This window comes from Streptococcus sp. HN38, assembly GCF_028335765.1.
GTDB lineage: Bacteria > Bacillota > Bacilli > Lactobacillales > Streptococcaceae > Streptococcus > Streptococcus suis_P.
This window is the reverse complement of the sequence record NZ_CP116604.1, coordinates 526460-553170: the sequence shown is the minus strand read 5'-3', so window position 1 is coordinate 553170 and position 26711 is coordinate 526460. Positions and strand designations below refer to the sequence as shown.

The following is a 26711-nucleotide window of genomic DNA, read 5'->3' as shown; positions in this document are numbered from 1 at the left end:
CTATATAGTACCTAATTTTAGGCGTTTGGTCAAGTTTTTAATGCTATTTCACTGTCTTTTTCTGTAGATATCAACAATGAATTGGTCGTTGTACAAATCAATCGTATTCGCCTTTCCATACAGACCAAATTTGTTCTTCAGTTCTGTCAGTTGAACCTGTACTTGCGCTTGTTCGGAGTCTATTTTTACAAAGGCAGGTAGTTTATAATTTTTTTGTAAATAAGCTAATACCTCTGTTTTCGGCAAGGATAAACTTCCAACTGATATTTCTGTTATCCGTAACAAAATACTGCCATCTTCCATTTTGCTAGGTTGAAAATAAATGTAGAGTGGGATAGTCACACCAAAAACCTGATAGTTGCCTTCAAAAACTACTTGTTGACTCGTTATGAATAATTGATAGGAAAACTCTTCCGTCTGATACTCTTTTAGATAGTTAGTGATGGTTTGGTTGAGCTGTTCCCTATTAGTGGAGAAGGTCCCAACCTTGGTATCTTCTGTACTAGTCTGAACGAGCTTTGTTAAATCCTCTCTATCTGTTTGAATCCGTGTATAGAGGACTATTCCGCAACCAATCAATAAAGCCAACTGGGCTAAAAATAGCCATTTCCAAATATTAAGGTTCCCAGCTTTCCGTGGTCTCATTCATTCTCTCCAATATCGCTTTTTTCATAATCTCATATCCAGTATTATTGGGATGGAAACTGTCTTCCTCATACAGTAAATTATTGGTAACTTGGCTACTATTTTGACTAATACCAGCCTCCCCTTCCAATCCTTTATAGAGCAAATCATTAATCGGAACAAAGTAGACATGTTGATATTTTTCAGTTATCTGTTCTGTCATCGTATTCCAATTATCAACAATTGTCTGCATTTCTGTCAATTCAGGAAAATTGAGGTAGAGTGGATTGTAGATCCCGACAACATAGATGGGAAGATTTGGATTATTCTTACGCGCTGTCTTAATAATTGTATCCAATCGTTTTCCGTAATCTTTTGCGGGCTTATCAAAAGTTGAAACTTTGAGATTGGCAATGTTTTTAATAATAGCCTTGCGCAAATCGTTGCCACCAACTGTCAGAGTTAACAGATCTGCTGTTTTTAAGTAACTTATCAGCTCGCCATCTTCCTTCATTCGCTTAAGAATCTGATTACTGGTATTCCCAGAAACTCCGAAATTTTTATAATCTACTTCATAACCATAATCGTTAGTTAGAGATTGAGCCAACAAGGGAACAAAGCCCCCCTGTCCAGTTGTATCTCCAACACCTTCTGTCAAAGAATCACCAAGTGCCACATATCGAAAACTGATTTTTTCTGATACGGTAAGCTCTTGCCTGGAGATTCGAGATGAGGCAACAGGAATGAGCAGATGAAATAGAAAAATCGACCCTAGAATTGCCAGAAAAAAGAAAACAAAGCCTTGAATCAACTTCCTGTTATTCATAACGAATCAAAATAGCCCAGGCATCCTCACCAGTATGAGTTTGAATGATGGAACCTGTCTCTAAGACAGAAATTTCTTTTGAGACGTACTCTTGTAATTGACTCTTCATTTCATTTGCAAAATCAGCCGTTCCTGAATAGGAAATACCAATCTCGGCTACTTTTTTATCTGCTAGAGTTGCCGTGAACTCTTCCAGCCATTTTTTAAAGGTCTTATTACCTCGTCCTTTGACAATCGGAGTCAGCTGATGGTCTTTCATTTCCATGATGACACGGATATTGAGTAGGCTACTCAGCATCCCTTGAACACGTCCAATACGACCACCCTTGACTAGATTTTCTAGGGTTGATACACCGATGTATAATTCCGTTTTTTCTTTGACTGTTTCAATAGCTGCAAGGATTTCTTCTTTGCTGGCACCAGCTTGTGCCATGCGTGCTGCTTCTACAACTTGGAATTTTTCAGCCTGATCTGTAAAGCTTGAATCGAGTATTGTCACATCAGCACCAGAAAGGGTTGCTCCTTGTCTAGCAGCTTCTACTGTCCCTGACAAGGCATGCGACAAGAGAATGGCAATAATCTGACTGCCATCTTTAGCCAAATCAGCAAAAGTTTCCGCAAAGAGTCCTACTGGGGGCTGGCTTGTTTTTGGCAAGTTTTTCGACCCACGCATGAGCTCTAAGAATTCTCCTTCTTTTAAATCGTTGTCAGAGTATACGACTCCGTCAACCATTACAGATAATGGAACAACTGTTATATTCAATTCTTCGACCAAACTGGGTTCGATAGTCGTACTTGAATCCGTAACAATCTTAATCTTTGACATATTTCATCCTACAATTCTCTTCAATTTTGCCATCTATTATAACAAATTTTAACTAAAAAATAAACTTTGGACATAAGCAAAAAGGCTAGTCGCCTAACCTTTTTCTACTAATTCTTTTGCTTGATTACGAGCTGCATCTGTGATTTTGTCACCTGCTAACATCTTGGCAATTTCCTCAATACGCTCTTCTTTGGTCAAGAGACGGACACGAGAAACAGTCGAATGGTCGTCGGATATTTTCTCAATAAAGAACTGATAATCTGCAATAGCAATGACTTGTGGTAGATGAGAAATCGCCAATACTTGACCATATTGTCCGATTTTATAAATTTTCTGGGCAATTGCCTGGGCCACACGTCCAGACACCCCTGTATCCACCTCATCAAAGACAATAGAAGTTTTACCTTCTTTACGGGCAAAGGCTGACTTAATGGCCAACATCAAGCGAGACAATTCTCCTCCAGAAGCCACCTTAACCAGAGGCTTGAAGTCTTCGCCTGGGTTGGTGGAGATGTAAAATTCTACCGTTTCATTTCCTTCTCGATTAAATTTTCCTTTGGTAAATCGAACTTGGAAACGAGCTTTCTCCATATATAAGTCTTGCAATTCTTGACGAATAATATCTTCTAAAACAAGAGCCAATTCATGGCGTGATTGGCTGAGCTGACCTGCTCGTTCAACCAATTCTTTCTCTAAGTTCTTAAGCTGAACTTCCAAATCATCACCAGATAAATCATTGCCTGTCAATAGATTGTATTCTTCGCTGATTTTACTAAAATAGTCCAAAACATCATCGACAGTTCCGCCATATTTCTTCGTAATGGTATTGAGCAAATCCAGACGACTTTCCAATTGCATGAGACGATTGCCGTCAAAATCTAGATTATCGACCACATCGCTGAGACGCTTGGTCACATCTTCAACGACATAATAAGCTTCTGTCAGGCTAGAAGAGAGCTGTTTGTAGTCTGGGTCAAATTCTTCCAGACTTTGCAAGTCACTCATTGCTGAGCGTAGGTTGTTCAAGCTTGAAAAATCTTCATTGTCTAACAGTGCATAGGCATTGGTCAGTGTATCTGCAATTTGTTTGTGGTTGAGCAGTTTATCGCGTTCCTGATTGAGTTGAATATCTTCGCCAGACTTCAAATCCACTGCTTCGATTTCAGCAATTTGGTATTCCAACATCTCAATCCGCGCCTTGTGTTCTTGCTCATTTTTTTGCTTTTCAAGAACTCGTTTGCGAAGACTACGATAAGCATCAAAGGTTGTCTGATAACGGTCTTTAAGACTCCAAAATCCATCTTCTCCGAAACTGTCCAAAAGACGGATATGGTGCTGGGATTTCATCAATTCTTCCTGGTCATGTTGACCATGAATATCTACTAAATATTGCCCAATCTGTTTCAAGACAGATAAATTGACCATTTGCCCATTGACACGACTGACCGAACGGCCATTTTGTAGGATTTCACGACGGATAATGAGCTCGTCAGCTACTTCAATCCCCTGTTCAAGCAAAATCTGCTCGAGAGCTCTGCTATTTTCAAAGGAAAAGAGCCCTTCAATCTCAGCTTTGGCGGCCCCATGTCTGATAACATCTGTCGTCGCACGCGCCCCTAGCATCAGGTTCATGGCGTCGATGATAATGGATTTACCTGCACCTGTTTCACCAGATAGGATGGTCATCCCGTTTTCAAAATTCAGTGATACCTGCTCAATAATGGCGAAGTTTTTAATGGACACTTCTAGTAACATGGCTACCACCCTCTAACCGTCTGTTCGATTTGCGAAATAATGCCTTCGTTTGTAACAATGAGCAGAATACTGTCATCATCAGCAATCACTGAAAAAACATGTTCTTGAAATTGTTCCAAAATCCGGCGTTTGACCACAGCAGAGCTTCCAGGTACCAGACGGAGATTAATCATTTTATCCATCACTGAGACTTCAAAAACATTCTGCGATTTCACCTTAACAAGACCTGCCTTTGGTAAACCATAAATATATCCCTTATCCGCTGATGGAACCTTAATAATGCCAAGTTCCTTGATATCACGTGAAACCGTTGCTTGTGTCGCATTGACACCCATTGCTTCTAGACGTTCAACAATTTCTTCCTGTGTATCAATAGGAAATCGGACTACCAAATCTTTAATGACTTCTAATCGTTCTCGTTTATTCATCCTTTTTAAATTCCTCATGTGCTTGATAGACTGTAGTTGTTATGACCTCTTTATCAATCTGGTTTGGTTGTGTTGATTTTTCTAAGTGCGCTAAAAATTCGATATTGCCATGACCGCCTTGAACAGGGGAAAAGCTAAGGGCTTTGACTGAAAAGCCTGTTTCCACGGCCATTTTTGTCACATCTTCCAAGACTTTCAAGTGAACGGATTTATCCTTGACAATGCCATTTTTCCCAATCTGTTCACGTCCAGCCTCGAATTGGGGTTTGACAAGAGCAACAACCTGGCCACCATCCACTAATATACGATGGAGAGCTGGTAAAATCAGACTCAGTGAAATAAAGCTGACGTCAATGGACGCAAAACTTGGTTGACCAAGTTCGAAATCTCCCAACTCAGCATAGCGGAAATTGTACTGTTCCATGCTGATCACACGCTCATCCTGACGTAATTTCCAAGCCAATTGATTGGTCCCTACATCCACAGCATAGACCTGCTTGGCACCAGCCTGCAACATAACATCCGTAAATCCGCCTGTCGAAGCCCCAATATCAATCGTTGTTTGACCCTCAACTGATAAGTGGAAAACCTGCAAGGCTTTCTCCAATTTGAGACCACCACGGCTGACATACTTGAGTTTTTCCCCCTTGAGCTTGAGTTCAATTCCCTCGTCAATCTTCTCACCAGGTTTATCATAGCGTTCGCCATTGATGACGGATACAACTAAGCCAGCCATAACACCGCGTTTGGCCTGCTCCCGCGTCTCAAAAAGCCCCTGTTTAAAAGCTAGTACATCTACTCTTTCCTTAGCCATTGATTCGTAAACTTTCTATCAATTGATACACTTCTTGCCCCTTAAAGCCATTGTGTTCTTCTAATTCCTTAAAAATGGCCACGGCCTTATTCAATGAATCCTGAACAATGAATTTGGACTCTTCTAACCCTAACAAGCTTGGATATGTTGCTTTTTCAGCCGCCAAATCTTTCCGAGGCGTTTTCCCCAATTCATCAAAATCTGCCGTTACATCTAAAATATCATCTCGAACCTGGAAGGCATGACCAATCAACATCCCAGCTTGCCACAAGGAACCGACAACGGAACTAGGCTGTTGCGTAATAATCCCTGCTGCATGAAATGGGAATGTCAATAATCGACCTGTCTTGTTGCTATGGATATTTATCAGGTCAAAAATTTCCAATTTTTTTCCTTCACCTAGCATGTCCAGCATTTGACCACCGACCATCCCAAAGGTTCCAGATGCTAATGACATAAGCTGTACCAATTCAAGTAAAACCTGGTTTGGCAAATCAGCCAGAGACAGGAGGCCAAAAGCGTCCAAAAAGAGGCTATCGCCTGCTAAAATAGCTGTCGCTTCGTCAAATTTCTTATGATTGGTGAGTCGACCTCTACGGTAATCATCATCATCCATGGCAGGAAGATCATCGTGAATCAGGCTTCCCGTATGAATCATCTCTAAGGCAGCGGCCACTTGGTAGTGGGCTTGCTGTAATTCGACCCCAAATCCTTCCACGATTTGAAGCAATAAGACCGGTCGAATCCGCTTTCCACCACCATCAATCGAATACAAAATCGCATCAATTAATTCTTCCGAAACAATTGTTCCACGGTTGTAATAAAAATCGCGAATTTCCTGATCAATCCGTTTCACATCAACCATTAATCCATCTCCGCTTCACTGCCATCCGCCTGCATGACCTTGACCAAGGTCTTTTCAGCTTCAGCAAGTGTCTTTTGTAAATCCTTAGATAAAACCATACCTTTTTGAAACTCGGCAAGTGCCTCTTCCAAGGCTACATCCCCACGCTCCAATTTGGTTACGATTCCTTCTAATTCAGCTAAATTTTCTTCAAATGTTTTTGTCTTTTTGGACATGATTTACCTCCACATCAAGTTGACCATCCCTCATCTGAATGGTCAGGTGTTCTCCCTTTTGTATTGTTTCCACACTGTCTAGAACTCGACCATCTTGTAAAAGCATGGCATAACCACGGGCCACGATCCGACTGGTATCCAGCATAGTCAAGGCCTCAATCAGCTTGTCCGCCTTGGCCATCTTATTGTCATAGATATTAGCCATATTGCTCTTCAAGAGTCGTTCCTGCTGGATAATTCTCTCTTGGAAACTCTCTACTTTACGACCTGGATGCACACCTTGTAATCGTTGCTGTAGTAAGAGACTAGCCTGTTTCTGCTGGCTGTAGAGTTCTTTCATCCGTGTCTGCAATTGATTGGTCAAGCGGTCTAATTTTTGTAAATAACCATCATACAAGCGTTCAGGCTGGCGGAACATGACTGACTGGCTAATTTTCTCAAGCTGACCTCTTAGGAATTTCAAACGATTGGTCATAGCCTGATAGGCTCTATTTTCCTGCTGATTGAGGTAGCCCAGTAAGTCTGCCTTGGTCACAGGTGTTGCTAATTCTGCAGCAGCTGTTGGGGTAGCAGCTCGTTTATCTGCTACAAAATCAGCCAGAGTCGTATCCGTTTCGTGACCCACACTGGAAATGATTGGAATACGGGATTCAAAAATAGCCCGAACCACTATTTCTTCATTGAAAGCCCAAAGGTCTTCGATAGAACCACCACCACGACCAACAATCAGAACATCCAAGTCATCCCGTTCATTGGCTCTTTGGATATTGGCAACAACCTCCTGAGCAGCACCATCTCCTTGCACCTTGGTCGGATAGAGAACTATCTCTACGCCTGGAAAACGTCGGCTAACGGTTGTAATAATATCCTGAATAACAGCTCCACTCGGACTGGTAATGACACCGATTTTCTTGGTAAACCGTGGCAAGGCTTGCTTGAATTCTTGTTTAAACAGTCCTTCCTGGGTCAGAGCTTGTTTGAGCTGTTCAAACTTGATTGCCAAGGCTCCAATACCATCTGGCTCAGCTTTTTCAATGACAATGGAATAAGAACCGTTTGGTTCATAGAGCTGAATGCGCCCAATGACATTGATTTTCATTCCCTCTTCAAGCTCAAAGCCCAGATTCTTATAGACGCCTGCCCACATGGTCACTTGGATGACTGCCTTGTCATCCTTGAGCGAAAAATATTGATGGCTAGGGCGTTTACGGAAGTTGGACACTTGACCTGTCAAATACACCTTCTCCAAATACGGATCGCGGTCAAACTTTAATTTTAAATACTTAGTTAGATGACTAACCGATAAATATTCAACCATGTCCACTCCTTCTATATTGTATCCCTACTATTATACCAAATTTTGTACTTTTATACAGAACTAGGCCTATTATTTCCGATAGCTTTCCTGTGTTTTTTTCAACAATTTGCTATATAATAGTTTGTGAGAATATAAAAACCTGGATTCACAGTCCAATGCGTAAAAACACTTTACTTGTGAATATGGGTTCTAAGAATCATTATGCAGGTTCTAAGGAAATTTATATGAAAATTGATGATTTACGAAAAAGTTCTAACATTGAGGACCGCAGGGGACAATCCAGTTCTAACTCTTCTTTCTCGTCTGGTTCATCTGGCGGAAATGTTCTATTGGGACTAATCTTTTCACGACTTGGTTGGAAAGGAAAACTACTTGTTCTTGTCCTTTTATTAGCCTTCGGAGGCATGTCAAACCTTGGTGGGCTGCTTTCCCCATCAACAGGGACTAATCCTTACCAATCGAGTCAAGTCACAACGACTGGTACAGATGTGTCTGATGCAGATGCTGAATTCATGAGTAAGGTTTTAGGATCGACAGAAGATTTTTGGGTCCAAGAATTTAAAGCCAACGGTTTAACCTACAATGCACCGACTATGGTTTTCTATACTAACCAGACCCAAACCGGATGTGGAGTTGGTTCCGCCCAAGCCGGTCCATTCTATTGCTCTGCTGACCGCAAGATTTATATTGATACTTCTTTCTATCAAGAATTGTCTAGCAAGTATAAGGCTGCTGGTGACTTTGCCATGGCTTATGTCATCGCTCATGAAGTTGGTCACCATGTTCAAAATGAATTAGAAGTTCTTGGGGCCTACCATCAAAAATGGGCTCAACTATCCGATAAGGAAGGCAATGCGCTAAATGTTCGCTTAGAATTGCAAGCTGACTATTATGCAGGAGCCTGGGCCAAATATGTTGATGGACAAGGCATCTTGGATGCTGGTGATATTGACGAAGCCATGAATGCTGCCCATGCAGTTGGTGACGATACTCTTCAGCAGGAAGCCTACGGCCGTACTGTTCCAGACAGTTTTACCCACGGTACTTCTGAGCAAAGGAAAAAATGGTTTAATCTTGGTTATACCTATGGTGACCTTGCTCACGCCGATACATTCTCCGTAGAGAAACCGTAAACATCCATAGCCTCTCGTAGCAATAAAGAAACTCTTGCAACATACACTTTTGCAAGAGTTTCTTTATAATATACAACTGACAGAAGCCAATTTACACATACGATACCACTTTTAAATATGAAAACTGAATCATGTAAACTTACTCATCAACTCTAATTAGAGCGGTATCCTAGTTTCAAACAATATCACAATTATTATTTAGCAAACTTTAATTATTTCCAGTTATCTCTGCTGCAGACTGCACAGTTCCGTTTGGAATAATCACTGTTTTCAACAAGTTATTTTCCTCGTGAATACGTCTGTATAAGATAACCATGTAGACTGGAAATAAGATGAGAAAACTATATGTTGCATGACACAATAAAGCTAAACCGATTAATTCTGGTATAATATTTAGGAAATAGTTAGGATGCTTTACAACACGAAACAACCAATGATCAACAAAACGATGATCTTTTACCAACATGAGCTTAACTGTCCAAATATCACCTAACAATCGTGTTACCCAAAATAACATTCCCATTGAAAACAGCAAGAATATCAAACCTAAGCTACTAAGCGTATCAAACTTGGCGTGTCGCACTACTGTCTCAACCAAACATGATAAATAAAATAGAATATGTACAACTGTTAATAATTTAGTATTTTGAACACCAAATTCTGAACCGCCGTTTTTCAAAATCCGTTTTTCGTTTTTAATGGAAATCTTCAAAAAATAGATTCTCACCAAAAAAATACAAATAACCAAAAAAACAACCATAAATCCCTCCTGTATTTTAATAGATTTTATCAAACACATTCATTATACAAGGTTAGACTGTCGCTATTCTATTCCTCTCCTGTTTTTTTCCTATTTTCCATTTTTCCATTTGAGACTACAATAAAAGAGACCTGTTTTCAAAAATGGATGAAATCATGTCTCTTTTATAGTCTTTTAGTTTACTTTTAGTACTCGCTCCAAAGGTTTGGGGAACCTTTGGAGGTTGGAGATAGGGCGAAGCAAGTTCGCTTCAATAGCTGCAGACAGCTTGTACAGTCGAGTGACTGTGCAAGGTTGGAGATAGCACTTGCGGAGCAAGTCACCCCTGCAGAGTACAGCAAAGCGAGTTCAAACAATCCAGTGGAGTGTTTGAAGTTGGAAATAGGGAGTGGGAAAGAACTCGACCATCCATAGAAGAGTTCGTCAACAAGTCTTTATTTCTAGTTGTTGAGCTGAAACAGTCTATTCCCAGACTGTTTCACTCCCACCCCCGCATAGCTCCAACAGTCAGAGTAGTGACTGTTGGAGGTTGGAAATGAAGCGAACTCTGTTCGCATCAGTCGTAATGGTCAGATTTGGAGTGTAAAACACGAACAAATCTGCCAATCAACCACTGCGCTGAGATGTTGACACAAACCCTGAGAAGTGGCGCTGGACTTTTTGCCCAGCCTTCTTACGTCGAAGTAATAAAAGAAAAACTAAATGTCTATATTATAATTTTACCTATATCAATTCATTAGATTGCAAATGAATCATAAAACGCATAGTTTGTGTATCAGAAGCATAAAAAGTGTACGGAAAGCCGTGTTTTTCTAATATTTTCTGTACAATAAACAAACCAATCCCTGTACCACCATCTTTCTTATCACGGCTGTAGTCTGGACGATAGAATGGACGAAAGACTTGATCCAATTCCTCGTCACTTAAAACACGTTCAACCTGATTTTCGATTATTAATTGATTTTGGCGCAGTACTACACGAATAGTAGCTTCTTTACATGAGTACCGAAAGGCATTATCTAAAATATTCTTAATAGCTTTTAAGAAATAATCAGGATTTCCTTCAATGAGAACCGGTGATAGTTCTACTTCAAATTGATATCCCTTAACCTCTGCCAAACTCTGATAACTTGTTAAAGAGGAATCAATCAACTGATCTAATCGGATTTGTTCTCTGCTTTCCTTTAAAGCCATATCAAGATTTGTAGCTTCTAAAATAGAATGAACTAGCTCAGATTGTTCCTGCAAGATTTCCTTGCATTTTTTTAAATATGTATCATGGTCCTTAAATGGCCCCACATTATAAATCATGCCTTCGACTAACCCCAACATACTAGCTATTGGAGTTTTTAATTCGTGTGATGTGATACGGAGGAAATCAGACTTCTCCTTCTCACGTGCCATAGCACGTTCATTTTCCGTTCTTAATTCATCGATACTTGACAATAACTTGCTATACAGGCTGTTAATATCCTGAGCCAATGCTGTTATTTCATCTGTTCCTACAACAGCACAACTGATTCCAGACTCTAACGATTGCATCCGTCTTGTTGTTTCTGAAATTCTTGCTATTCTACGAGTGGACAGCCTACTGTAAACAAAAGCTACCGAAACTGCCAGAACAATAATCAACAGCAATATGAATGGATAAAAAGTTACCAATGTTTGACTGACATCCGATAATGAGTGGAATCCATAATTAAATAACAGATAATATGTAACTCCTTCTGCCGATGTTATCTCGACGCCCCCAGAACCAATTTCATCAAAATCTCCATTTTCTAAATACTCTTTCTCATACTTTTTGGCCATTTCATCATTGGGGTCTGGATAAATAATTTCTCTATCACTCGAAAAAAGACTAATAATAATCTTCGGAGTTTTTCTGTCGTAATCATCAATCTCAGATATAATCTTAGCTTCTGGCATCCCATCCAATTGTTTAGCCACAGTCATATAATCATGTCTCAATTCCTGTTTCTTAACCTGATTATAATATATAGGCATAGCATAATACAATAACCCTAACAATGTTACAGAGATGAAAGAAATCATCACAGCAACAACTATGAAATTTTTTCTAGCAATCCCCATATCAAGTATCCTCTATTTGATAACCACGACCAACAACTGTCTTCAAAGGAAGTGACGGCAATTTTTTACGTATATTCTTGATATGATTATCTAAGACACGACTATCCAATTCCGTATATCCCCATATTCCCATCATCAAGTTATCACGACTAACAATTTTCCCACGTCGTTTAGCTAAATATAGTAAAACTTCATATTCTTTTTTTGTTAATTGAACTTCTTCTTCTTCCATATAAACTGCCCCACTAGTTGGTTGAATAAGAATTGTTCCTATCTCAATGCTATCTGTATCTCCTTTTCCTCTCAAAATATTCTCAATCCGTTTTACCAATATAGTTGGTGAAAATGGTTTAACAACATAATCACTTATAATCTGATTAAAACTAATAAGCTGTGTATATTCGTCACCCATGGCTGTCAGCATCAAAATTGGAATCTGAGAAGTTTTGCGAATTTCCTTCAGTACTTCCAAACCTGTCATAGACGGAATCATGATATCTAAAACAATTAAATCGAATTGTTCTTCTTGAAACCTTTCTAAAGCAACCTTTCCATCAAAAACAGATTCTACCTGATAACCATATTCTTTTAAAAACTCACAAACAACTTGACTAATAACTATGTCATCCTCGACAACCAAGATCCTTGACATTTTTATACCTCCTCGTAAAGTTCTATTATAAAATATTATTATACAATTATATACCGATTCGTACAATGGTGCAACTCTATCATAGATAAATAGAGCATCATGTTCTGCTATTTCAGCTTTCTTTTGACTTCTTCTGTTTAAAACAGATAAAAAACAGATGAAACCAAGGACATATATAGATTTGTTTGATAAACTGAACTAAACAAAAATGAAAGGAGCTATCCCATTATGTGGAGTCCAAAAAAATTAACCGTATTAAAATGGTTTGATATTCTCATTCTAACAATTATTTTATTTGGAGATGGAATCATCAACTCTACTCTCCAATACATAGCCTTACAAAATCAAACTACAACTCTTCAAGAAAATTTGACATTTTCAACAATGGACAATTATAAGGCTTTGGCTCTACAGTTAGTTTGGCTCACAATAGCCATCTTCTATCTATTACTCCGAAATTTTGATTTCTCAATTTGGAAAAAACATATTTTTATTACTCCTTGGGTTCCATTACAAGCTGTTGCCTTATTCATTTTCTCTGCATTATGCTTGGATATCTATCATTTAGTATCCTATCAGTTTCTAGCTTCCAACACTCCATCCATGTTTCAATTATTTCCTAACATTGATTTATCACTGATTTTGTACTCATTGTTGAACGGATTTTATGAAGAAATTTTCTTCCTTAACCTGTGCTTACTGGTTAACCCTAAATATGCAAAATGGGCATTTTTATATTCATTAATTATTCGATGCAGTTTCCATACCTATCAAGGTTTAATTAGTGCACTCGGTTTAGGCTTAATTCTAGGAACTATTTTCTATCTACTTTATCAAAAAATAAAACCTAAAAATTTATTACCATTTTTCCTAGCACATGCGGTGGCTGATGTTATCGGTTTAACTATTCTATCATATATTCTATACTAGTTATCTAACAGATAATTTGAACACAAGCTATCCTCATATCACCAAAGACTGAGTGGATACCTACTAGTCATGACCACCCGTGAAAACGGGTGGTTTATTTTATGTAATTTAGAGAAAAGAGTGCCAAAAAACGCATAAAATCGTGTTGCTAAGAACGTTGATTTTATACATTTTATTATCAATATTTTTATTGAAATTTATATTTATGCCCAACTATACTTCTCAGAATCAATGTCCATATCTCATCTCAGCCTATAGATTGACAGACTCTAATTTATAAGTAACGGTCTGTACATCTCTGCGGTAGTCTCGAAAGAGAATTTTTGAGAAACGATTTTCTTCCTTCCATTTATTAAATATAGCATTGTCCATAAACCCTGCAGACCGACCCCATTGCGCATCAAATTCTCCCTTTCCATTTTCAAACGCCCTATACTCATCCCCACCAGCACCTTCTGACTTATAGTGATTTAATACTATTCAAAAAACAAAAACTAACCTATAATAGATTTATGAAACTTACTATCGAACAAACGAAAGAATTAAAAACTTATTTGAAAGATAAAACCTATTCTCCATTTCATAGACGACTTCAAGTTATCTTGTTCAGAGCAGAAGGTCTTAGCTATAAGGAAATCACTAACCTCATCGGCTATTCAAAGTATACAATCTGGTCCTTACAGCGCAAGTACGAACTTGAGGGGATTTCAGCTCTAGTAAGAGAAACGCGAGGTGGACGGAACCGTCAATATTTAACCCTTCAAGAAGAGGAAGCGTTTCTAAAAGAACAGTTAACAGCCTCACTAAATGGCGAATTTGTGACGATAAACTCTCTCTATGAAGCTTATCAGAAACGGGTTGGACACCCTACGACCAAGGAAGGATTCTATGCCATTCTTAAACGCCATGGTTGGCGCAAAGTGACGCCAAGACCAGAACACCCTAAAAAGCAGACGCCGAAACGATTCTAGCGTCTAAAAATAAAATCTTCATTCACGAAAACAGGAAAGCGCTTCAAGAATAGTCGTCGCTATCATAAAGTCAGGCTAATGTATCAAGATGAGGCGGGTTTCGGTCGGATCAGTAAAATTGGGAAGGCCTGGGCACCAAAAGGGGTGAGACCGCATGTACATAGTCACTATATTCGTGAGTATCGCTATTGCTATGGTGCTGTTGATGCCCATACAGGAGAGTCCTTCTTCATTATCGCTGGGGGCTGTAATACAGATTGGATGAATGTTTTCTCAAACAACTATCTGAAGCTTATCCTGACGATTATATTTTATTAGTGATGGACAATGCCGTTTGGCATAAATCAAGTACCTTAGAGAAACCACATAATATTGGTTTTGAGTTTATTCCTCCCTATACTCCTGAAATGAATCCAATTGAACAAGTTTGGGCTGAGATTCGAAAGAGAGGGTTTAAGAATAAAGCTTTTAAAACACTAGACGATGTGATAAACAAGCTTCAAGAAAATATCCGTGTTACTCTGATCTACTAACTTAGTTAGTTTTAAGCCATCTGGAATGATAAAATAGTATCCACCAATTGATTCATAAAATGCCCAATCTCTAGATTTGAAAGTCACTTTCCACTCAATTTTTTTATCGGTTACGGAAGTTGCTTCTATCAAAACGGATTGCTGTACTTGAAATGGTTTGCCTGGATAGTTTGTATCTTGGATGTAAGCCAGTTGTTTCTCATTCGGCAATTCTGGAGTAACAGGGAGGGATTCCATATCCAAATTATTTTCAGCTGACCTTACAGCACGCGGTGTAAATTCAGAAAGGGTTGAATCCTCAACCTTTGGCTCTGGGGTTGCTTCAGCCTTTGGCTCAGAAATGACATTCTCGATTTCCTCTAGGTTAGCAGACTGGTTTGGAACTTTATCGGCTTGATTTTCTCCATTCTCAGCTCCTTTTATATCTTGTTCTTCAACTGTCAATGGCTATTCTTCTAACGTTTGGTTAGATTCTATTGTCACAAGGCTTGCATCGGTTAATGCCTCCGTATCCGCCTTGATATTTGATCTGATTGTATTACATTATTCTTATCATCTACCCATTTCGAAACCCTGTAACCTTTTTTTAGAATAACATCATTCGGTTTTCGATCATTATCAAGCGGAGCTTCTTTAATAGCAATTTCTTTCAAAAATTCTGCTAACGTTGTCCCTGCAGAAATTGTTCTTTGGAAATTACCTTGATAAATATAATAATAGAAATCCAAATCCGTAATTTCTGAATTTTCCCCTCCTTTAACTGTAACGGTAATCTTATCTTTTGATTTTAAACCTTCTATAGGAGCTTCAGTTTCTTTGTCTACCTCAGGAACTGAAGGTGCTTTCTTTTCTGCTTTCTCAGTGTTTGGATTGCTAAAATCTAAGTTATTCGACTTTGGATTTACCTGCTCTAACTTCTTAAGAGTCAATTCTAAACTAGCAACCGAAACGATTTGCTTAAATAGATGATTCTGATGATCAAAATATTTCATTACTACAACTAGTGAAATATTTTTCAGTGACTTATCTAAAATCTTTCCTTTTAACCGATAAGTTACTTTCATCAACTTTTACAACTGTTCCAAACCACATAAGCGCAATCATAACAGAATCTAATCCAACCTTACTCTTTCTCAACGAAAAAATTTCAGTCTGTCTATTCATTTTTTCTCCTTGTTTTCTATCATTTAATACTCAACACACAGTGCCTACTCTAATTATAGAAAACCAATCTCACATAGTATTATGTTTCGTTTGTTTTTTATCTAATCTGCCCATGCTCATTCCTAAGAATATGCCTCAAAACAAAGCTGGGCTCAAGCCCAGTACCACTTCTCTGATTTCGTCTTCCCACACCCAAAATAAAAAATACCAGCTACACCACACAGCTGATATTTCAGATAATTATTTTGCACTTCTGACACAAGCTTCATAGGTCTGTTCCATCAACATGGTAATAGTCATCGGACCAACACCACCTGGAACTGGGGTAATATAACTCGCCACTTCTGATACCTCATCGTATTTGACATCACCGATTAGCTTGCCATTTTCATCACGATTCATACCAACATCAATCACCACGGCACCTGGTTTAACAAATTCCTTGGTCACAAAATGACCACGACCAATGGCAACAACAAGAATATCGGCCTGACGAGCAAGCTCTGGCAAGTTTTTGGTACGAGAATGCGCAATCGTTACAGTAGCATTGGCATCCAATAACAGCTGCGCCATCGGTTTACCAACAATATTAGAACGACCAATAACTAAAGCTGACTTCCCTTCCAGCTCAATCTGATATTCCTTGAACATTTCCATAATTCCTGCTGGGGTAGATGGAATCATAACAGGATGACCTGACCAGAATTTCCCCATGTTAGTCGGATGAAAACCATCCACATCCTTATCTGGGTCAATGGCCAACAAGACCTTCTCCTCGCTGATATGGGCTGGTAAGGGCAATTGCACCAAAATACCATGCCATTCATCATCCTGATTATAGCGCTCAATCAAATCCAACAAGTCTGACTCAGAAATCGTATCTGGAACGCGAACAACCTCACTCTTGAATCCAGCAGCTAGAGCTGACCGCTCCTTATTCCGTACATAAACCTGACTAGCAGGATTTTCGCCAACTAAAATAACTACAAGACCTGGTACCAACCCCTTTTCTTCTTTTAATCGAGCAGTTTTCTCCGCCAAGGCAGCCTGCATTTTTATACCTAGTGCTTTCCCATCAATGACTGTCATACCTACACTCCTTTTGTTTTTTCTATTATACCCTAAAATTCTCCGACTGACTATACTTGTCCAAAGTAGAATATAGCATTTAGCAAAAAACTCCGAACAATGTCGGAGTCGTACTTATTTGTTCATTTATTACAAGACCTTAGACAAGAAATCCTTGGTCCGTTCTTCCTTGGTATGTTCAAAGACTTCTTCAGGCGTTCCATCCTCCACGATGACACCGCCATCCATAAAGATAACCCTGTCAGCTACCTCACGCGCAAATCCCATCTCATGAGTCACGATAACCATGGTCATCCCTGACTTGGCCAAATCCTGCATTACAGCAAGAACTTCTCCAACCATTTCAGGATCTAGTGCAGAGGTCGGTTCATCAAAAAGCAGGACATCTGGGTCCATAGCCAGACCACGTGCAATAGCGATCCGCTGTTGCTGACCACCTGAAAGGCTTTGTGGATAGGCATTTGCCTTATCTGGCAATCCTACCTTTTCAAGTAATTCCTTAGCCTTCTTCTCAGCCTCATCCTTTGCAATTCCCTTTGTCTTAATAGGTGATAAAGTAATATTATCTAATACCGTCATATTCGGAAAAAGATTGAACTGTTGAAAAACCATTCCCATCTTTTCACGCATCTTGAAAATATCATTTGACTTGTCAGTAATATCAACACCTTCAAATGTAACAGTTCCCTTGGTTGGCACTTCTAAGAGATTCATTGTACGTAAGAAAGTCGATTTCCCTGACCCAGATGGACCGATAATAACGACCACCTGACCTTGTTGAATATCTAAATCAATTCCTTTTAGAACCTCATTCTTTCCGAAGTACTTATGTAAATCCTTGATAGAAATAATCGCATTAGACATGGAACTGCCCTCCCTTGTTCAACTTTTTCTCAAACGACTGAATAATCACTGTTAGCACCGTTGTCATAATTAGATAATAGCTCGCTGCAAATACAAGTGGTGTTAAAGGAATATAAGAAGTGGATTGAACTGTCTGAGCACCGTTCCATAATTCCATCACACCGATGGTTGACAAAAGTGAACTATCCTTAACAATAGTCACAAATTCATTTCCCAAGGCTGGAAGGATATTCTTGATAGCCTGTGGCATGATAACGTAACGCATCGCCTGCTTTGGTCTAATACCAAGCGAATAAGCTGCTTCCAGCTGTCCTTTTGGTACAGCATTAATACCGGCACGAACAGTTTCAGATACATAGGCACCCGAGTTCATCGAAATAACAATGATACCTGGAATCAAGCGTGTCAAATCAACCGTCAAAATTCCTAGCTGAAAAGTTGGTGCTACAAAATGTGTCATCGCAAAAGCAATCATAATCTGGACAATCATCGGTGTCCCACGGAAAATCCAGACATAGATATTGGCAGTCCAAGCTAAAACTTTATACTTACTACGCTGAGCAAAGGCAAGCAACACACCTAAAATACTACCAAAAAATACTGAGAAAAATGCAATAATGAGGGTAACAATTGCCCCATAATTAAAATAAGCCCAATACTCAGGCAAAAAAGAAAAATTCATTCATCTTACTCCAATTCTGTCATTTAGAGTCTATTATACCATTTTTGAATATTTATGCAATACTTTTATTTATAATATTCAATTTACACAAGAAAAAAGCACCCTTAGGCGCCTCTCACTTCTTCTTAGTACAATAGCTCATAGATTTCCATTGCAATCAAGTCGATGCTGTCAAACGCGTACGTTTCACGAGCAGCAACATCACGCAAGGTAAATACTGAACCATTTTCCTCGTCATAGTTATAAGCCACTTCTGCAACAACAATACCATCACGTTCGAAATTACGTTTCAACGTACCGCCGTCATTAGCCATAGCCTCCAGACGATTGATAATTCTCACCAAATGTGATTCCATATTCGTTCTCCTAATCCTTTTTATAGGAATATTTTACCACATATTGCCAAAAAAGTCTTATTTTTTCCCTATTTTCTTCCTATCGTCCTATTTTTCATAGAAAGTTTTTCCAAGCGTAGCAGTTTCTTGATTTTTCTATGAATCTTGTTATAATAAAGCTAGAACTGACCTTTTTTGACTATTTAACAATAGGTCACATTTTTTCACAGAAAGAGGTAGAATTATGCTCTGCAAAAATTGTAATATCAACGACGCAACGATCCATCTCTACACCAACTTAAACGGTAAACAGCAGCAGGTAGACCTCTGTCACAACTGCTACCAAATCATGAAAACAGACCCTAATAATGCCATCCTACGTGGGTTGGGAGATTTAACAAATCCTAACAATATGGATCCCTTTAGTGAATTTTTCAATCACCTAGGTGGCTATCCTGGCAATACCCCTGCTGGAAAAAATCGCGAACAGACTCCTCCCACTCAAGCCGGTGGGCATAATGGACGTGGTGGACAGACCCCTCCTCCGCAACAACCCCAACAACCAAATGGGCTCCTTGAAGAATTTGGTATCAACGTTACCGAAATTGCCCGTCGTGGGGATCTTGATCCAGTAATCGGTCGCGATCAAGAAATTACCCGTGTCATCGAAATTCTCAACCGTCGTACAAAAAACAACCCTGTTCTTATCGGTGAGCCTGGTGTAGGTAAAACAGCGGTTGTTGAAGGCTTGGCTCAAAAAATTGTCGATGGCGATGTCCCACAGAAATTACGAGACAAGGAAGTCATTCGTCTGGATGTTGTCAGCCTCGTACAAGGAACAGGTATCCGCGGACAATTTGAAGAACGCATGCAAAAACTCATGGAAGAAATCCGTAATCGTCGCGAAATTATTCTTTTTATTGACGAGATTCACGAAATTGTCGGTGCTGGTTCTGCAGGCGATGGTAACATGGATGCAGGCAATATCCTCAAACCAGCCCTCGCACGTGGTGAAATGCAACTAGTCGGTGCAACAACGCTCAACGAGTACCGTATTATCGAAAAAGATGCCGCCCTAGAACGCCGTATGCAACCTGTAAAAGTTGAAGAACCAAGTGTCGAAGAAACCATCACTATTCTCAAAGGTATCCAAAATAAATACCAGGATTACCATCATGTTAAATACTCCGATGCTGCTATCGAAGCTGCCGCAGTACTGTCCAACCGCTACATTCAAGACCGTTTCCTACCAGACAAGGCTATTGACCTTCTGGATGAAGCTGGTTCAAAAATGAATTTGACCCTCAACTTTATTGATCCAAAGGAAATTGACCAACGCCTGATTGATGCCGAAAATCGTAAAGCACAAGCTACACGGGATGAGGACTATGAAAAAGCGGCCTATTTCCGTGACCAAATTGCTAAGTACAAGGAGATGCAAAAGGCAACTATCAGCGAGGAAGATATTCCACTCATTACTGAAAAAGAAATTGAAGCCATCGTTGAGCAAAAAACAAATATCCCAGTTGGTGATTTAAAAGAAAAGGAACAGTCCCAGCTTGTAAACCTCGCTAGTGACTTAAAAGCCCATGTTATCGGACAAGATGAAGCAGTTGACAAGATAGCTAAAGCCATCCGCCGTAATCGTGTCGGTCTCGGTGCTCCAAATCGTCCCATTGGATCCTTCCTCTTTGTCGGACCAACAGGTGTCGGTAAAACCGAATTGTCTAAGCAATTAGCTATCGAACTCTTCGGTTCGGCTGACAGCATGATCCGCTTCGATATGTCCGAATACATGGAAAAACACGCTGTCGCTAAACTCGTCGGAGCTCCTCCAGGTTATGTAGGCTACGAGGAAGCCGGTCAGCTAACTGAAAAAGTCCGCCGCAATCCTTACTCTCTCATCCTCTTGGATGAGGTAGAAAAAGCCCACCCTGATGTCATGCACATGTTCCTTCAGGTCTTAGACGATGGGCGTCTGACAGATGGACAAGGTCGGACAGTCAGCTTCAAAGATACTATTATCATCATGACATCAAATGCTGGTACTGGAAAAGTTGAAGCAAGTGTCGGTTTTGGTGCGGCTATGGAAGGGCGGACTCAATCAGTCCTTGGCCAACTTGGCAATTTCTTCACACCTGAATTTATGAACCGATTTGACGGTATTATTGAGTTCCAACCACTGAGCAAGGAAAACCTACTTGAAATCGTCAGCCTCATGCTAGACGATGTAAACAAACGCCTTTCTCACAATGGCATCAGCCTCCATGTAACAGATAAAGTTAAGGAGAAATTAGTGGACCTTGGCTACGATCCAAAGATGGGAGCTCGTCCACTGCGCAGAACCATCCAAGATCAGATTGAAGATGCTATCACCGACTTCTACTTAGAACATCCAGCAGAAAAAGACCTACGTGCTGTCATGTCAAGTAAAGGTACAATTCAAATCAAGGCACAAACAAAGACAAAATAAGAAAATAGAGCTGCTCTCTACGAGTAGCCTATTTTACTGTTTTGCTACTTTATTTTTCTAAATTTTTCCCCATCTCCATCCTATAAAAAAACTTTACTTTGTAAAGCCTATCACAAGGAAAAATAATAAAAAAGTGGTATAATGTATACAACTCATTCCAATTATGAAAGAGGATAGAATTGCCTATGGAGAAAATTGCTGTATTTGGAGAAAAGAAAGCTGGCGTCAGCTACCAGAGTCGCTTTGGTGTTTACGCAGTTATCCCAGATGAAAAGAAAGAACAGATTATACTCGTTCAAGCACCAAACGGAGCTTGGTTTCTTCCTGGTGGAGAAATTGAAAAGGGAGAAAATCACCTCATTGCTTTGGAGCGCGAATTGATGGAAGAGCTTGGATTTACCGCTGAAATCGGAAAATACTTTGGTCAGGCTGACGAATACTTCTACTCTAGCCACCGCGATACCCATTTCTATAATCCAGCCTACATCTATGAAGTAACTAGCTACCATCAAATAGGACAACCACTAGAAGATTTCAACCATATTGCCTGGTTCCCAGTCAATGAAGCCATCGATAAACTCAAACGTGGTAGTCACAAATGGGGCATTGAACAATGGAAATTGCAAGAAAATTCATTCAATAACTAGTAAAAACACTCTAATCGTGCTATAATGTAGCCAAAGAGATAGAGGAGGTTCCACATGAAAATCATTAACACGACAAATAGTCATCCCAATCTTGTCCAAAGCCAGTTGGCTAATACTGATGCTTTCCTAGTAGAGACTTATTCTGCAGGTAATACAGACGTTATTTTCACACAGGCACCCCGTCATTATGAACTCTTGATTAGTAATAAATACCGTGCAGTACAACAAAATGAAATCGAGCAAATTCGTGATTTCTTCCTTCATCGAAAAATTGATGAACGAACTATTAACAAGGCTGCCATTCAAACGATTCACACAGACCGTTTGATTGAAATGTCTATTCCCATTATCGCAGAAGTATAAGAAGCCAAATGGCTTCTTTTTTTCTATTTATACTCAATGAAAATCAAAAGTAGCCTAGGAAACGAAGCCGAAGATAGAATTGGAGTTCATCAAGGCTCTTAACAACGGATAATTTTGATTTTCGAAGAGTATTATAAAAAAAGCCTATCGCTAGATAGACTTTAACAAATGTATTGTGATTGCTTAGGCTTCAAAACCTTGAGCTACTGCTTCAGCAAAGTTTTCTTCCACTACGCTTGCACAGTGGTCACAGATTGTCGCACCATAGCTGCGCTCTGCAACACTAGTATCAATGCGACGGCAACGGTCACACACTTCACCGCTTGCACGCTCTACAGTAAAGGCAACTTCTTCTACCAGAACAGCACTTTCAGGAGCTGCTTCCGTGGTTACTGTCAAGTTTGAAACGATGAGCAACTGAGCAAGGTCTGCATTCAAGCTCTCCAAGAAGGACTTAGTTTCAACTGAGACATAGGCAGTCAAATGAGCTTCAAGTGACTTACCAATCACTTTTTCATTACGCGCTTCTTCCAAGGCTTTTTGTGCCTGAGTACGGAAGTTCATAAAGTTTTCCCAGTCAGCCAAAAGCTGCGCTTCATTGGCAAAGGTTTCCACCTCTGGCATTTCCGCCAATTGTACAAACTCTTCTGCTTCGTGTTCCAAGTATGACCAGATTTCTTCTGCTGTATGTGGCAAGATTGGAGTCAAGAGCTTGGTAATTTTCACCAAGATGTCATAGAAGACAGTCTGCATCTGACGACGAGAAAGTGATTTAGCACCATCGATATAGACAACGTCCTTGGCAAAATCCAAGTAAAAAGCTGACAAGTCAAGTGTTACAAAGTTTACGACAGACTTGTAGATAGCCATGAAGTCATAGTTGTCGTAGGCTTGACGGATTTGAGCTACCAATTTATTGAATTTCACCAAGAGATACTGGTCAACAGAACGAAGTTCTTCGTATGCCACCGCATCACTTGCAGGATTGAAATCAGAAGTGTTAGCAATCAAGAAGCGAAGGGTATTACGGATTTTACGGTAGGTTTCAGAAACCTGTCCAAGAATATCCATAGACACACGTACGTCGTTTGAAGTATCCACAGAAGTTACCCACAGACGCAAGATTTCTGCACCAAATTGTTTCTCAACATCACTTGGTAGAATGGTATTTCCTAGAGATTTAGACATCTTCATACCTTTGCCATCTAAGACAAAACCTTGTGACAAGACAGCTTTATATGGCGCATGACCATTTACGGCTACAGAGGTAATCAAGGATGAGTTAAACCAACCACGGTATTGGTCAGAACCTTCTAGGTAGAGGTCTGCTGGGTAAGCAAGGTTTTCACGGGCGTTCATGACACCATTCCAAGATGAACCAGAGTCAAACCATACGTCCATGATGTCTGTTTCTTTTGTAAATTCGCCATTTGGTGAACCTGGATGAGTGAAACCAGCTGGCAAGAGATCTTTGGCTTCAGATTTCCACCAGATGATTGAACCATGTTCTTCAAAGAGGGCAGCAACGTGGTCTGTCACTTCCTTTGTCATGATCGCAGTACCATCTTCTGCATAGAAGATTGGAAGTGGAACACCCCAAGCACGCTGACGTGAGATGACCCAGTCACCACGGTCACGGATCATGTTGTAAAGACGTGTTTTACCCCAAGATGGATTGAAAGTTGTTGCTTCGATTTGGTCTAAGATTTCCTGACGGAATTTAGAGACAGAGGCAAACCATTGCGGTACTGCACGCCAGATGATTGGCTTCTTGGTTCTCCAGTCAAATGGGTAGGAGTGATTGATCACTTCACTAGCAAGGAGCAAGTCGCCTAATTTTTCCTTAACCGTTGGGACAACCTTGTCATAGAATTGCCCTTCAAAATCAGGACCCGCAGCTTCATTCATCAAACCGCGTTCGTTGACAGTTACCGCAACCTCCAAGTCATATTTGACACCGACATTGTAGTCATCCTCACCAAAGCCTGGAGCCGTATGGACGATACCAGTACCTGAATCCGTTGTAACATGGTCACCCAAGATGACCAATTCATCCACTTCTCTATCCCATGGGTGTTCGGTCACAATATATTCAAACTCAGCACCCTTGTGTTTTGAAATCACTTCGAAGGATTCCCAACCGAATTTGGCTGCCAAGCTATCAACCAAGGCTTCTGCCAAGACATACTTACGGTCAGAGCCAGCAGGTTGAACCAAGACATAGTCAATGTCTGCTCCCATTGTCAAACCGCGAGAAGCCGTTACCGTAAATGGAGTGGTTGTCCAGACAACGATGTAGCTATCCGTATCCAAGAGCCCCTTGCCATCTTTGACCTTGTTAGCATAGTAAAGAGTTGTCGAGTCAATGTCGTGATATTCAATTTCAGCTTCTGCAAGGGCAGACTCAGATGACCATGACCAGTAGACAGGCTTAGCACCGCGGTAGATATAGCCCTTGTCTGCCATGGCACCGAAGACACGGATTTGAGCTGCTTCGTAGTCTTTAGTCAAGGTGATATATGGATTTTCCCAGTCTGCAGAAACACCCAAGCGTTTAAAATCATCACGTTGCTTGTCAACTTGACTAAGAGCATAATCACGACACATTTCAAGATATTCAACCAAGTCCATTTCCTTGCGTTTGACACCTTGTTTTGCCAAGACTTGCTCAATAGGAAGACCATGCGTATCCCAACCTGGTACAAATGGAGCACGGAAACCAGACATTGACTTAGAGCGAACGATAATATCTTTAGAAATCTTGTTCAAAGCATGTCCAACGTGGATATTTCCGTTAGCGTATGGAGGGCCATCGTGGAGGTGGAAGGCTGGCTTGCCAGCGTTGAGTTCTTGACGACGAGCATACAAGTTTGCTTCATCCCAGGCCTTTTGCCATTCTGGCTCACGTGTTGGTAAGCCTGCACGCATTGGGAAGGCTGTCTTACCTAAATTAAGTGTTTCTTTTAGTTTCATCATAACTCCTTTATTTTATACTTAATTCCATTTTCATTTCTTGGCCTTCTAAACCAATGAATTGAAAGCCAAGTTTTTCTAAGATATACCTCATTTTATGATTACCAATGACATAATTTACGGTAACCTTATGGCACTGCTGATCATCCCTTGCTCGTCGTAACACTTGCCGAATGACCTCCTTGCCAAAGCCTCTATTTTGATAATGCCTGTCTATTAACAAACGCCACACATAGTAGCTCTTGTCTTCTTGTATAGACAACAATACAAAACCTACGACTTTCTGTCCTGATTTGACAGCATAAGGGAGAAGATGTCCGTCCTCTCTATACAGCCATGCCTGTGCCAAAGAATATTCAACCGATGCTACTCGGCGTTGGTCCTCAGGTGCAAGTTGAACTTGTAACACCGCTTCAAAGTTGTCCTTGTTTACTAATTCTAATCGTATCATAAAAAATATAAAAAACTCCCGCCAAATAAGGACGAAAGTTCGTGGTACCACCTTAGTTTAGATAGAGTTTCCCCTATCCCTCTATGTTCGTAACGTGAACGGGCGTCTTTCCTTACTATTTTCAGGAAAAATCAAACAAAGTGATGATCCATAGAAAGAGATTGTAGGGCTTCCACCATCTCCTACTCGCTATAAATATTTCTACCGACCGTGTCTCTGCTTATGATCTTTATTATTCTTCTGTTGAAATTTCTACAGAATCTCCACTCTCAAAAGCCACTGCCTGACGAGTTAATTCTACAATTTCTTCTGGTGTCAATTGACGTGTATAATCCAAACTTTCCTCTTCAACAGGTAATTCTTCATCCAAAGCCTTATGAAGAACATCACGGAAAGCCTCGTCACTTGTTTGAATGTAACTTGCTGTTGGGCGAAGGATTTCCTCCCATTCAGATGAATTAACCAATGATAATTGGCTTTCTACTGTTGATTTCAGACGCTGATGGAAAATACGTGTCTGGTTTTTTAATTCTTCAGTCTCAATGACAACTTTTTTCGCGTTGTCAGTCGCATTACGAAGAATTTCATTTGCCTTATCTTTAGCTTCATGTAACAATGTTGCCGCATCATAGTCAGCTTGTTTAATAATATTTGCCGCTTGATCTTCGGCCGCAACCTTTACTTTCTCAGCTGTATCTTGAGCTAAAAGAACTGATTTACTCAATGATTCTTTCATCTCATCAAAATAAGCCAAACGTTCCCGCAAATTTTTCAATTCTAACTCTTGATCATGATTTTTACGAATTAAATCCTCATAATCACGTGTTACAATGTCCAAAAAGTCATCAACTTCATCTGCGTCGTATCCTCTAAATTTTGTAGCAAAGGTTTTATCTTTTAATTCTAATGCTGTAAGTGCCATCTTT

At 39.9% G+C, this 26711-nt stretch carries 27 protein-coding genes and 2 pseudogenes; 7 read left to right on the top strand and 22 right to left on the bottom strand.

Translation table 11 applies throughout. The features are described 5' to 3' along the window. Positions 1 to 48 precede the first annotated feature (48 nt). The 9 genes from PHA78_RS02760 to xseA all read right to left on the bottom strand — a co-directional run bounded on the left by PHA78_RS02760 (position 49) and on the right by xseA (position 7671). The gene (locus PHA78_RS02760) at positions 49 to 645 is read right to left on the bottom strand and encodes a YpmS family protein (RefSeq protein WP_105150353.1); all 597 of its coding nucleotides are present in this window, start codon (positions 643 to 645) and stop codon (positions 49 to 51) included. Next, complete coding sequence (locus PHA78_RS02755; RefSeq protein WP_105150352.1) at positions 617 to 1450, bottom strand: SGNH/GDSL hydrolase family protein; 834 nt, start codon at positions 1448 to 1450, stop codon at positions 617 to 619. Before PHA78_RS02755 ends, PHA78_RS02760 begins: the two co-directional genes overlap by 29 nt. Next, on the bottom strand, positions 1443 to 2276 hold the full coding sequence (locus PHA78_RS02750; protein WP_002936253.1) for a DegV family protein: 834 nt from the start codon (positions 2274 to 2276) through the stop codon (positions 1443 to 1445). The genes PHA78_RS02755 and PHA78_RS02750 overlap by 8 nt, the downstream gene beginning before the upstream one ends. A gap of 93 nt (positions 2277 to 2369) precedes the next feature. Beyond that, the gene (recN, locus tag PHA78_RS02745) at positions 2370 to 4031 is read right to left on the bottom strand and encodes a DNA repair protein RecN (protein WP_272158422.1); all 1662 of its coding nucleotides are present in this window, start codon (positions 4029 to 4031) and stop codon (positions 2370 to 2372) included. Positions 4032 to 4033: 2 nt separating this feature from the next. Next, positions 4034 to 4459, bottom strand: coding sequence for an arginine repressor (locus tag PHA78_RS02740; protein ID WP_002942941.1), 426 nt, complete (start codon positions 4457 to 4459; stop codon positions 4034 to 4036). Continuing rightward, the gene (locus PHA78_RS02735; RefSeq protein ID WP_099806743.1) at positions 4452 to 5273 is read right to left on the bottom strand and encodes a TlyA family RNA methyltransferase; all 822 of its coding nucleotides are present in this window, start codon (positions 5271 to 5273) and stop codon (positions 4452 to 4454) included. Before PHA78_RS02735 ends, PHA78_RS02740 begins: the two co-directional genes overlap by 8 nt. Next, complete coding sequence (locus PHA78_RS02730; protein ID WP_024398994.1) at positions 5266 to 6138, bottom strand: polyprenyl synthetase family protein; 873 nt, start codon at positions 6136 to 6138, stop codon at positions 5266 to 5268. Before PHA78_RS02730 ends, PHA78_RS02735 begins: the two co-directional genes overlap by 8 nt. Next, on the bottom strand, positions 6138 to 6353 hold the full coding sequence (locus tag PHA78_RS02725; protein WP_024409752.1) for an exodeoxyribonuclease VII small subunit: 216 nt from the start codon (positions 6351 to 6353) through the stop codon (positions 6138 to 6140). The genes PHA78_RS02730 and PHA78_RS02725 overlap by 1 nt, the downstream gene beginning before the upstream one ends. Continuing rightward, positions 6328 to 7671 carry an exodeoxyribonuclease VII large subunit gene (xseA, locus tag PHA78_RS02720; RefSeq protein ID WP_099806742.1) on the bottom strand — a complete coding sequence of 448 codons (1344 nt, stop codon included), beginning with the start codon at positions 7669 to 7671 and terminating at the stop codon, positions 6328 to 6330. Before xseA ends, PHA78_RS02725 begins: the two co-directional genes overlap by 26 nt. A 224-nt stretch (positions 7672 to 7895) precedes the next feature. On the opposite strand from xseA, the gene ypfJ reads away from it, so the two are divergent. Continuing rightward, positions 7896 to 8804 (top strand): KPN_02809 family neutral zinc metallopeptidase, encoded by a 909-nt coding sequence (gene ypfJ / locus PHA78_RS02715; RefSeq protein WP_099806741.1) that lies wholly within the window; start codon positions 7896 to 7898, stop codon positions 8802 to 8804. Positions 8805 to 9012: 208 nt separating this feature from the next. On the opposite strand, the gene PHA78_RS02710 is transcribed toward ypfJ, so the two are convergent. The 3 genes from PHA78_RS02710 to PHA78_RS02700 form a co-directional block, all read right to left on the bottom strand. Continuing rightward, complete coding sequence (locus PHA78_RS02710) at positions 9013 to 9564, bottom strand: isoprenylcysteine carboxyl methyltransferase family protein (protein ID WP_024409755.1); 552 nt, start codon at positions 9562 to 9564, stop codon at positions 9013 to 9015. Between the two features lie 723 nt (positions 9565 to 10287). Continuing rightward, positions 10288 to 11658: a sensor histidine kinase gene (locus PHA78_RS02705; protein ID WP_099807211.1), complete on the bottom strand. Its 1371-nt coding sequence runs from the start codon at positions 11656 to 11658 to the stop codon at positions 10288 to 10290. Between the two features lies 1 nt (position 11659). Next, a complete protein-coding gene (locus PHA78_RS02700) occupies positions 11660 to 12310 on the bottom strand; it encodes a response regulator transcription factor (RefSeq protein ID WP_024376704.1) in 651 nt (216 codons plus the stop codon). A 228-nt stretch (positions 12311 to 12538) separates the two neighbouring features. On the opposite strand from PHA78_RS02700, the gene PHA78_RS02695 reads away from it, so the two are divergent. The 3 genes and pseudogenes from PHA78_RS02695 to PHA78_RS02690 form a co-directional block, all read left to right on the top strand. Next, complete coding sequence (locus PHA78_RS02695; protein ID WP_015647212.1) at positions 12539 to 13240, top strand: CPBP family intramembrane glutamic endopeptidase; 702 nt, start codon at positions 12539 to 12541, stop codon at positions 13238 to 13240. Between the two features lie 512 nt (positions 13241 to 13752). After that, positions 13753 to 13941, top strand: a pseudogene (locus PHA78_RS12520) (helix-turn-helix domain-containing protein); the annotation flags it as partial. Further along, positions 13942 to 14726, top strand: a pseudogene (locus tag PHA78_RS02690) (IS630 family transposase); the annotation flags it as partial. It abuts the pseudogene before it with no gap. Here the strand turns inward: PHA78_RS02690 and PHA78_RS02685 are convergent. From PHA78_RS02685 to PHA78_RS02660, 7 genes are all read right to left on the bottom strand, one after another. Continuing rightward, a complete protein-coding gene (locus tag PHA78_RS02685) occupies positions 14688 to 15188 on the bottom strand; it encodes a hypothetical protein (protein ID WP_272158421.1) in 501 nt (166 codons plus the stop codon). The pseudogene PHA78_RS02690 and the gene PHA78_RS02685 sit on opposite strands and share 39 nt — an antisense overlap. 53 nt (positions 15189 to 15241) lie before the next feature. Beyond that, complete coding sequence (locus PHA78_RS02680; protein ID WP_105100962.1) at positions 15242 to 15808, bottom strand: hypothetical protein; 567 nt, start codon at positions 15806 to 15808, stop codon at positions 15242 to 15244. Next, complete coding sequence (locus PHA78_RS12515; protein ID WP_079267544.1) at positions 15768 to 15908, bottom strand: YSIRK-type signal peptide-containing protein; 141 nt, start codon at positions 15906 to 15908, stop codon at positions 15768 to 15770. Before PHA78_RS12515 ends, PHA78_RS02680 begins: the two co-directional genes overlap by 41 nt. A 240-nt stretch (positions 15909 to 16148) precedes the next feature. After that, positions 16149 to 16997, bottom strand: coding sequence for a bifunctional methylenetetrahydrofolate dehydrogenase/methenyltetrahydrofolate cyclohydrolase (locus tag PHA78_RS02675; protein ID WP_024378968.1), 849 nt, complete (start codon positions 16995 to 16997; stop codon positions 16149 to 16151). Positions 16998 to 17126: 129 nt separating this feature from the next. Continuing rightward, a complete protein-coding gene (locus PHA78_RS02670) occupies positions 17127 to 17861 on the bottom strand; it encodes an amino acid ABC transporter ATP-binding protein (protein ID WP_002943067.1) in 735 nt (244 codons plus the stop codon). Beyond that, the gene (locus PHA78_RS02665; protein ID WP_002938702.1) at positions 17854 to 18543 is read right to left on the bottom strand and encodes an amino acid ABC transporter permease; all 690 of its coding nucleotides are present in this window, start codon (positions 18541 to 18543) and stop codon (positions 17854 to 17856) included. The genes PHA78_RS02670 and PHA78_RS02665 overlap by 8 nt, the downstream gene beginning before the upstream one ends. 125 nt (positions 18544 to 18668) lie before the next feature. After that, positions 18669 to 18899, bottom strand: a complete 231-nt coding sequence (locus PHA78_RS02660) for a DUF1797 family protein (RefSeq protein WP_024399156.1) — start codon at positions 18897 to 18899, stop codon at positions 18669 to 18671. Between the two features lie 223 nt (positions 18900 to 19122). Here PHA78_RS02660 and PHA78_RS02655 point away from each other — a divergent pair, with 223 nt between their 5' ends. From PHA78_RS02655 to PHA78_RS02645, 3 genes are all read left to right on the top strand, one after another. Then, the gene (locus tag PHA78_RS02655; RefSeq protein WP_272158420.1) at positions 19123 to 21351 is read left to right on the top strand and encodes an ATP-dependent Clp protease ATP-binding subunit; all 2229 of its coding nucleotides are present in this window, start codon (positions 19123 to 19125) and stop codon (positions 21349 to 21351) included. Between the two features lie 185 nt (positions 21352 to 21536). Further along, positions 21537 to 21998, top strand: coding sequence for an NUDIX hydrolase (locus PHA78_RS02650; RefSeq protein ID WP_002938708.1), 462 nt, complete (start codon positions 21537 to 21539; stop codon positions 21996 to 21998). 54 nt (positions 21999 to 22052) lie between these two features. After that, positions 22053 to 22361 (top strand): DUF1827 family protein, encoded by a 309-nt coding sequence (locus tag PHA78_RS02645; protein ID WP_002938710.1) that lies wholly within the window; start codon positions 22053 to 22055, stop codon positions 22359 to 22361. 183 nt (positions 22362 to 22544) lie between these two features. Here PHA78_RS02645 and ileS read toward each other — a convergent pair whose 3' ends face one another. From ileS to PHA78_RS02630, 3 genes are all read right to left on the bottom strand, one after another. Further along, positions 22545 to 25334 carry an isoleucine--tRNA ligase gene (gene ileS / locus PHA78_RS02640; protein ID WP_099780175.1) on the bottom strand — a complete coding sequence of 930 codons (2790 nt, stop codon included), beginning with the start codon at positions 25332 to 25334 and terminating at the stop codon, positions 22545 to 22547. A gap of 10 nt (positions 25335 to 25344) precedes the next feature. Continuing rightward, the gene (locus tag PHA78_RS02635; RefSeq protein WP_099780176.1) at positions 25345 to 25785 is read right to left on the bottom strand and encodes a GNAT family N-acetyltransferase; all 441 of its coding nucleotides are present in this window, start codon (positions 25783 to 25785) and stop codon (positions 25345 to 25347) included. A gap of 232 nt (positions 25786 to 26017) precedes the next feature. Continuing rightward, positions 26018 to 26707 carry a DivIVA domain-containing protein gene (locus tag PHA78_RS02630; RefSeq protein ID WP_024378971.1) on the bottom strand — a complete coding sequence of 230 codons (690 nt, stop codon included), beginning with the start codon at positions 26705 to 26707 and terminating at the stop codon, positions 26018 to 26020. Between the last annotated feature and the right edge of the window lie 4 nt (positions 26708 to 26711).

Coding starts and splice junctions, on each gene's coding strand:
- PHA78_RS02705 (WP_099807211.1), bottom strand. CDS start 11,658: ATGGGGATTGCTAGAAAAAATTTCATAGTTGTTGCTGTGATGATTTCT.
- PHA78_RS02750 (WP_002936253.1), bottom strand. CDS start 2,276: ATGTCAAAGATTAAGATTGTTACGGATTCAAGTACGACTATCGAACCC.
- PHA78_RS02755 (WP_105150352.1), bottom strand. CDS start 1,450: ATGAATAACAGGAAGTTGATTCAAGGCTTTGTTTTCTTTTTTCTGGCA.
- ypfJ (WP_099806741.1), top strand. CDS start 7,896: ATGAAAATTGATGATTTACGAAAAAGTTCTAACATTGAGGACCGCAGG.
- PHA78_RS02735 (WP_099806743.1), bottom strand. CDS start 5,273: ATGGCTAAGGAAAGAGTAGATGTACTAGCTTTTAAACAGGGGCTTTTT.
- PHA78_RS02660 (WP_024399156.1), bottom strand. CDS start 18,899: ATGGAATCACATTTGGTGAGAATTATCAATCGTCTGGAGGCTATGGCT.
- PHA78_RS02665 (WP_002938702.1), bottom strand. CDS start 18,543: ATGAATTTTTCTTTTTTGCCTGAGTATTGGGCTTATTTTAATTATGGG.
- PHA78_RS02760 (WP_105150353.1), bottom strand. CDS start 645: ATGAGACCACGGAAAGCTGGGAACCTTAATATTTGGAAATGGCTATTT.
- PHA78_RS02710 (WP_024409755.1), bottom strand. CDS start 9,564: ATGGTTGTTTTTTTGGTTATTTGTATTTTTTTGGTGAGAATCTATTTT.
- recN (WP_272158422.1), bottom strand. CDS start 4,031: ATGTTACTAGAAGTGTCCATTAAAAACTTCGCCATTATTGAGCAGGTA.
- PHA78_RS02650 (WP_002938708.1), top strand. CDS start 21,537: ATGGAGAAAATTGCTGTATTTGGAGAAAAGAAAGCTGGCGTCAGCTAC.
- PHA78_RS12515 (WP_079267544.1), bottom strand. CDS start 15,908: ATGAATAGACAGACTGAAATTTTTTCGTTGAGAAAGAGTAAGGTTGGA.
- PHA78_RS02655 (WP_272158420.1), top strand. CDS start 19,123: ATGCTCTGCAAAAATTGTAATATCAACGACGCAACGATCCATCTCTAC.
- PHA78_RS02740 (WP_002942941.1), bottom strand. CDS start 4,459: ATGAATAAACGAGAACGATTAGAAGTCATTAAAGATTTGGTAGTCCGA.
- PHA78_RS02645 (WP_002938710.1), top strand. CDS start 22,053: ATGAAAATCATTAACACGACAAATAGTCATCCCAATCTTGTCCAAAGC.
- PHA78_RS02680 (WP_105100962.1), bottom strand. CDS start 15,808: ATGAAAGTAACTTATCGGTTAAAAGGAAAGATTTTAGATAAGTCACTG.
- xseA (WP_099806742.1), bottom strand. CDS start 7,671: ATGGTTGAATATTTATCGGTTAGTCATCTAACTAAGTATTTAAAATTA.
- PHA78_RS02695 (WP_015647212.1), top strand. CDS start 12,539: ATGTGGAGTCCAAAAAAATTAACCGTATTAAAATGGTTTGATATTCTC.
- PHA78_RS02670 (WP_002943067.1), bottom strand. CDS start 17,861: ATGTCTAATGCGATTATTTCTATCAAGGATTTACATAAGTACTTCGGA.
- PHA78_RS02730 (WP_024398994.1), bottom strand. CDS start 6,138: ATGGTTGATGTGAAACGGATTGATCAGGAAATTCGCGATTTTTATTAC.
- PHA78_RS02630 (WP_024378971.1), bottom strand. CDS start 26,707: ATGGCACTTACAGCATTAGAATTAAAAGATAAAACCTTTGCTACAAAA.
- PHA78_RS02725 (WP_024409752.1), bottom strand. CDS start 6,353: ATGTCCAAAAAGACAAAAACATTTGAAGAAAATTTAGCTGAATTAGAA.
- ileS (WP_099780175.1), bottom strand. CDS start 25,334: ATGAAACTAAAAGAAACACTTAATTTAGGTAAGACAGCCTTCCCAATG.
- PHA78_RS02700 (WP_024376704.1), bottom strand. CDS start 12,310: ATGTCAAGGATCTTGGTTGTCGAGGATGACATAGTTATTAGTCAAGTT.
- PHA78_RS02675 (WP_024378968.1), bottom strand. CDS start 16,997: ATGACAGTCATTGATGGGAAAGCACTAGGTATAAAAATGCAGGCTGCC.
- PHA78_RS02635 (WP_099780176.1), bottom strand. CDS start 25,785: ATGATACGATTAGAATTAGTAAACAAGGACAACTTTGAAGCGGTGTTA.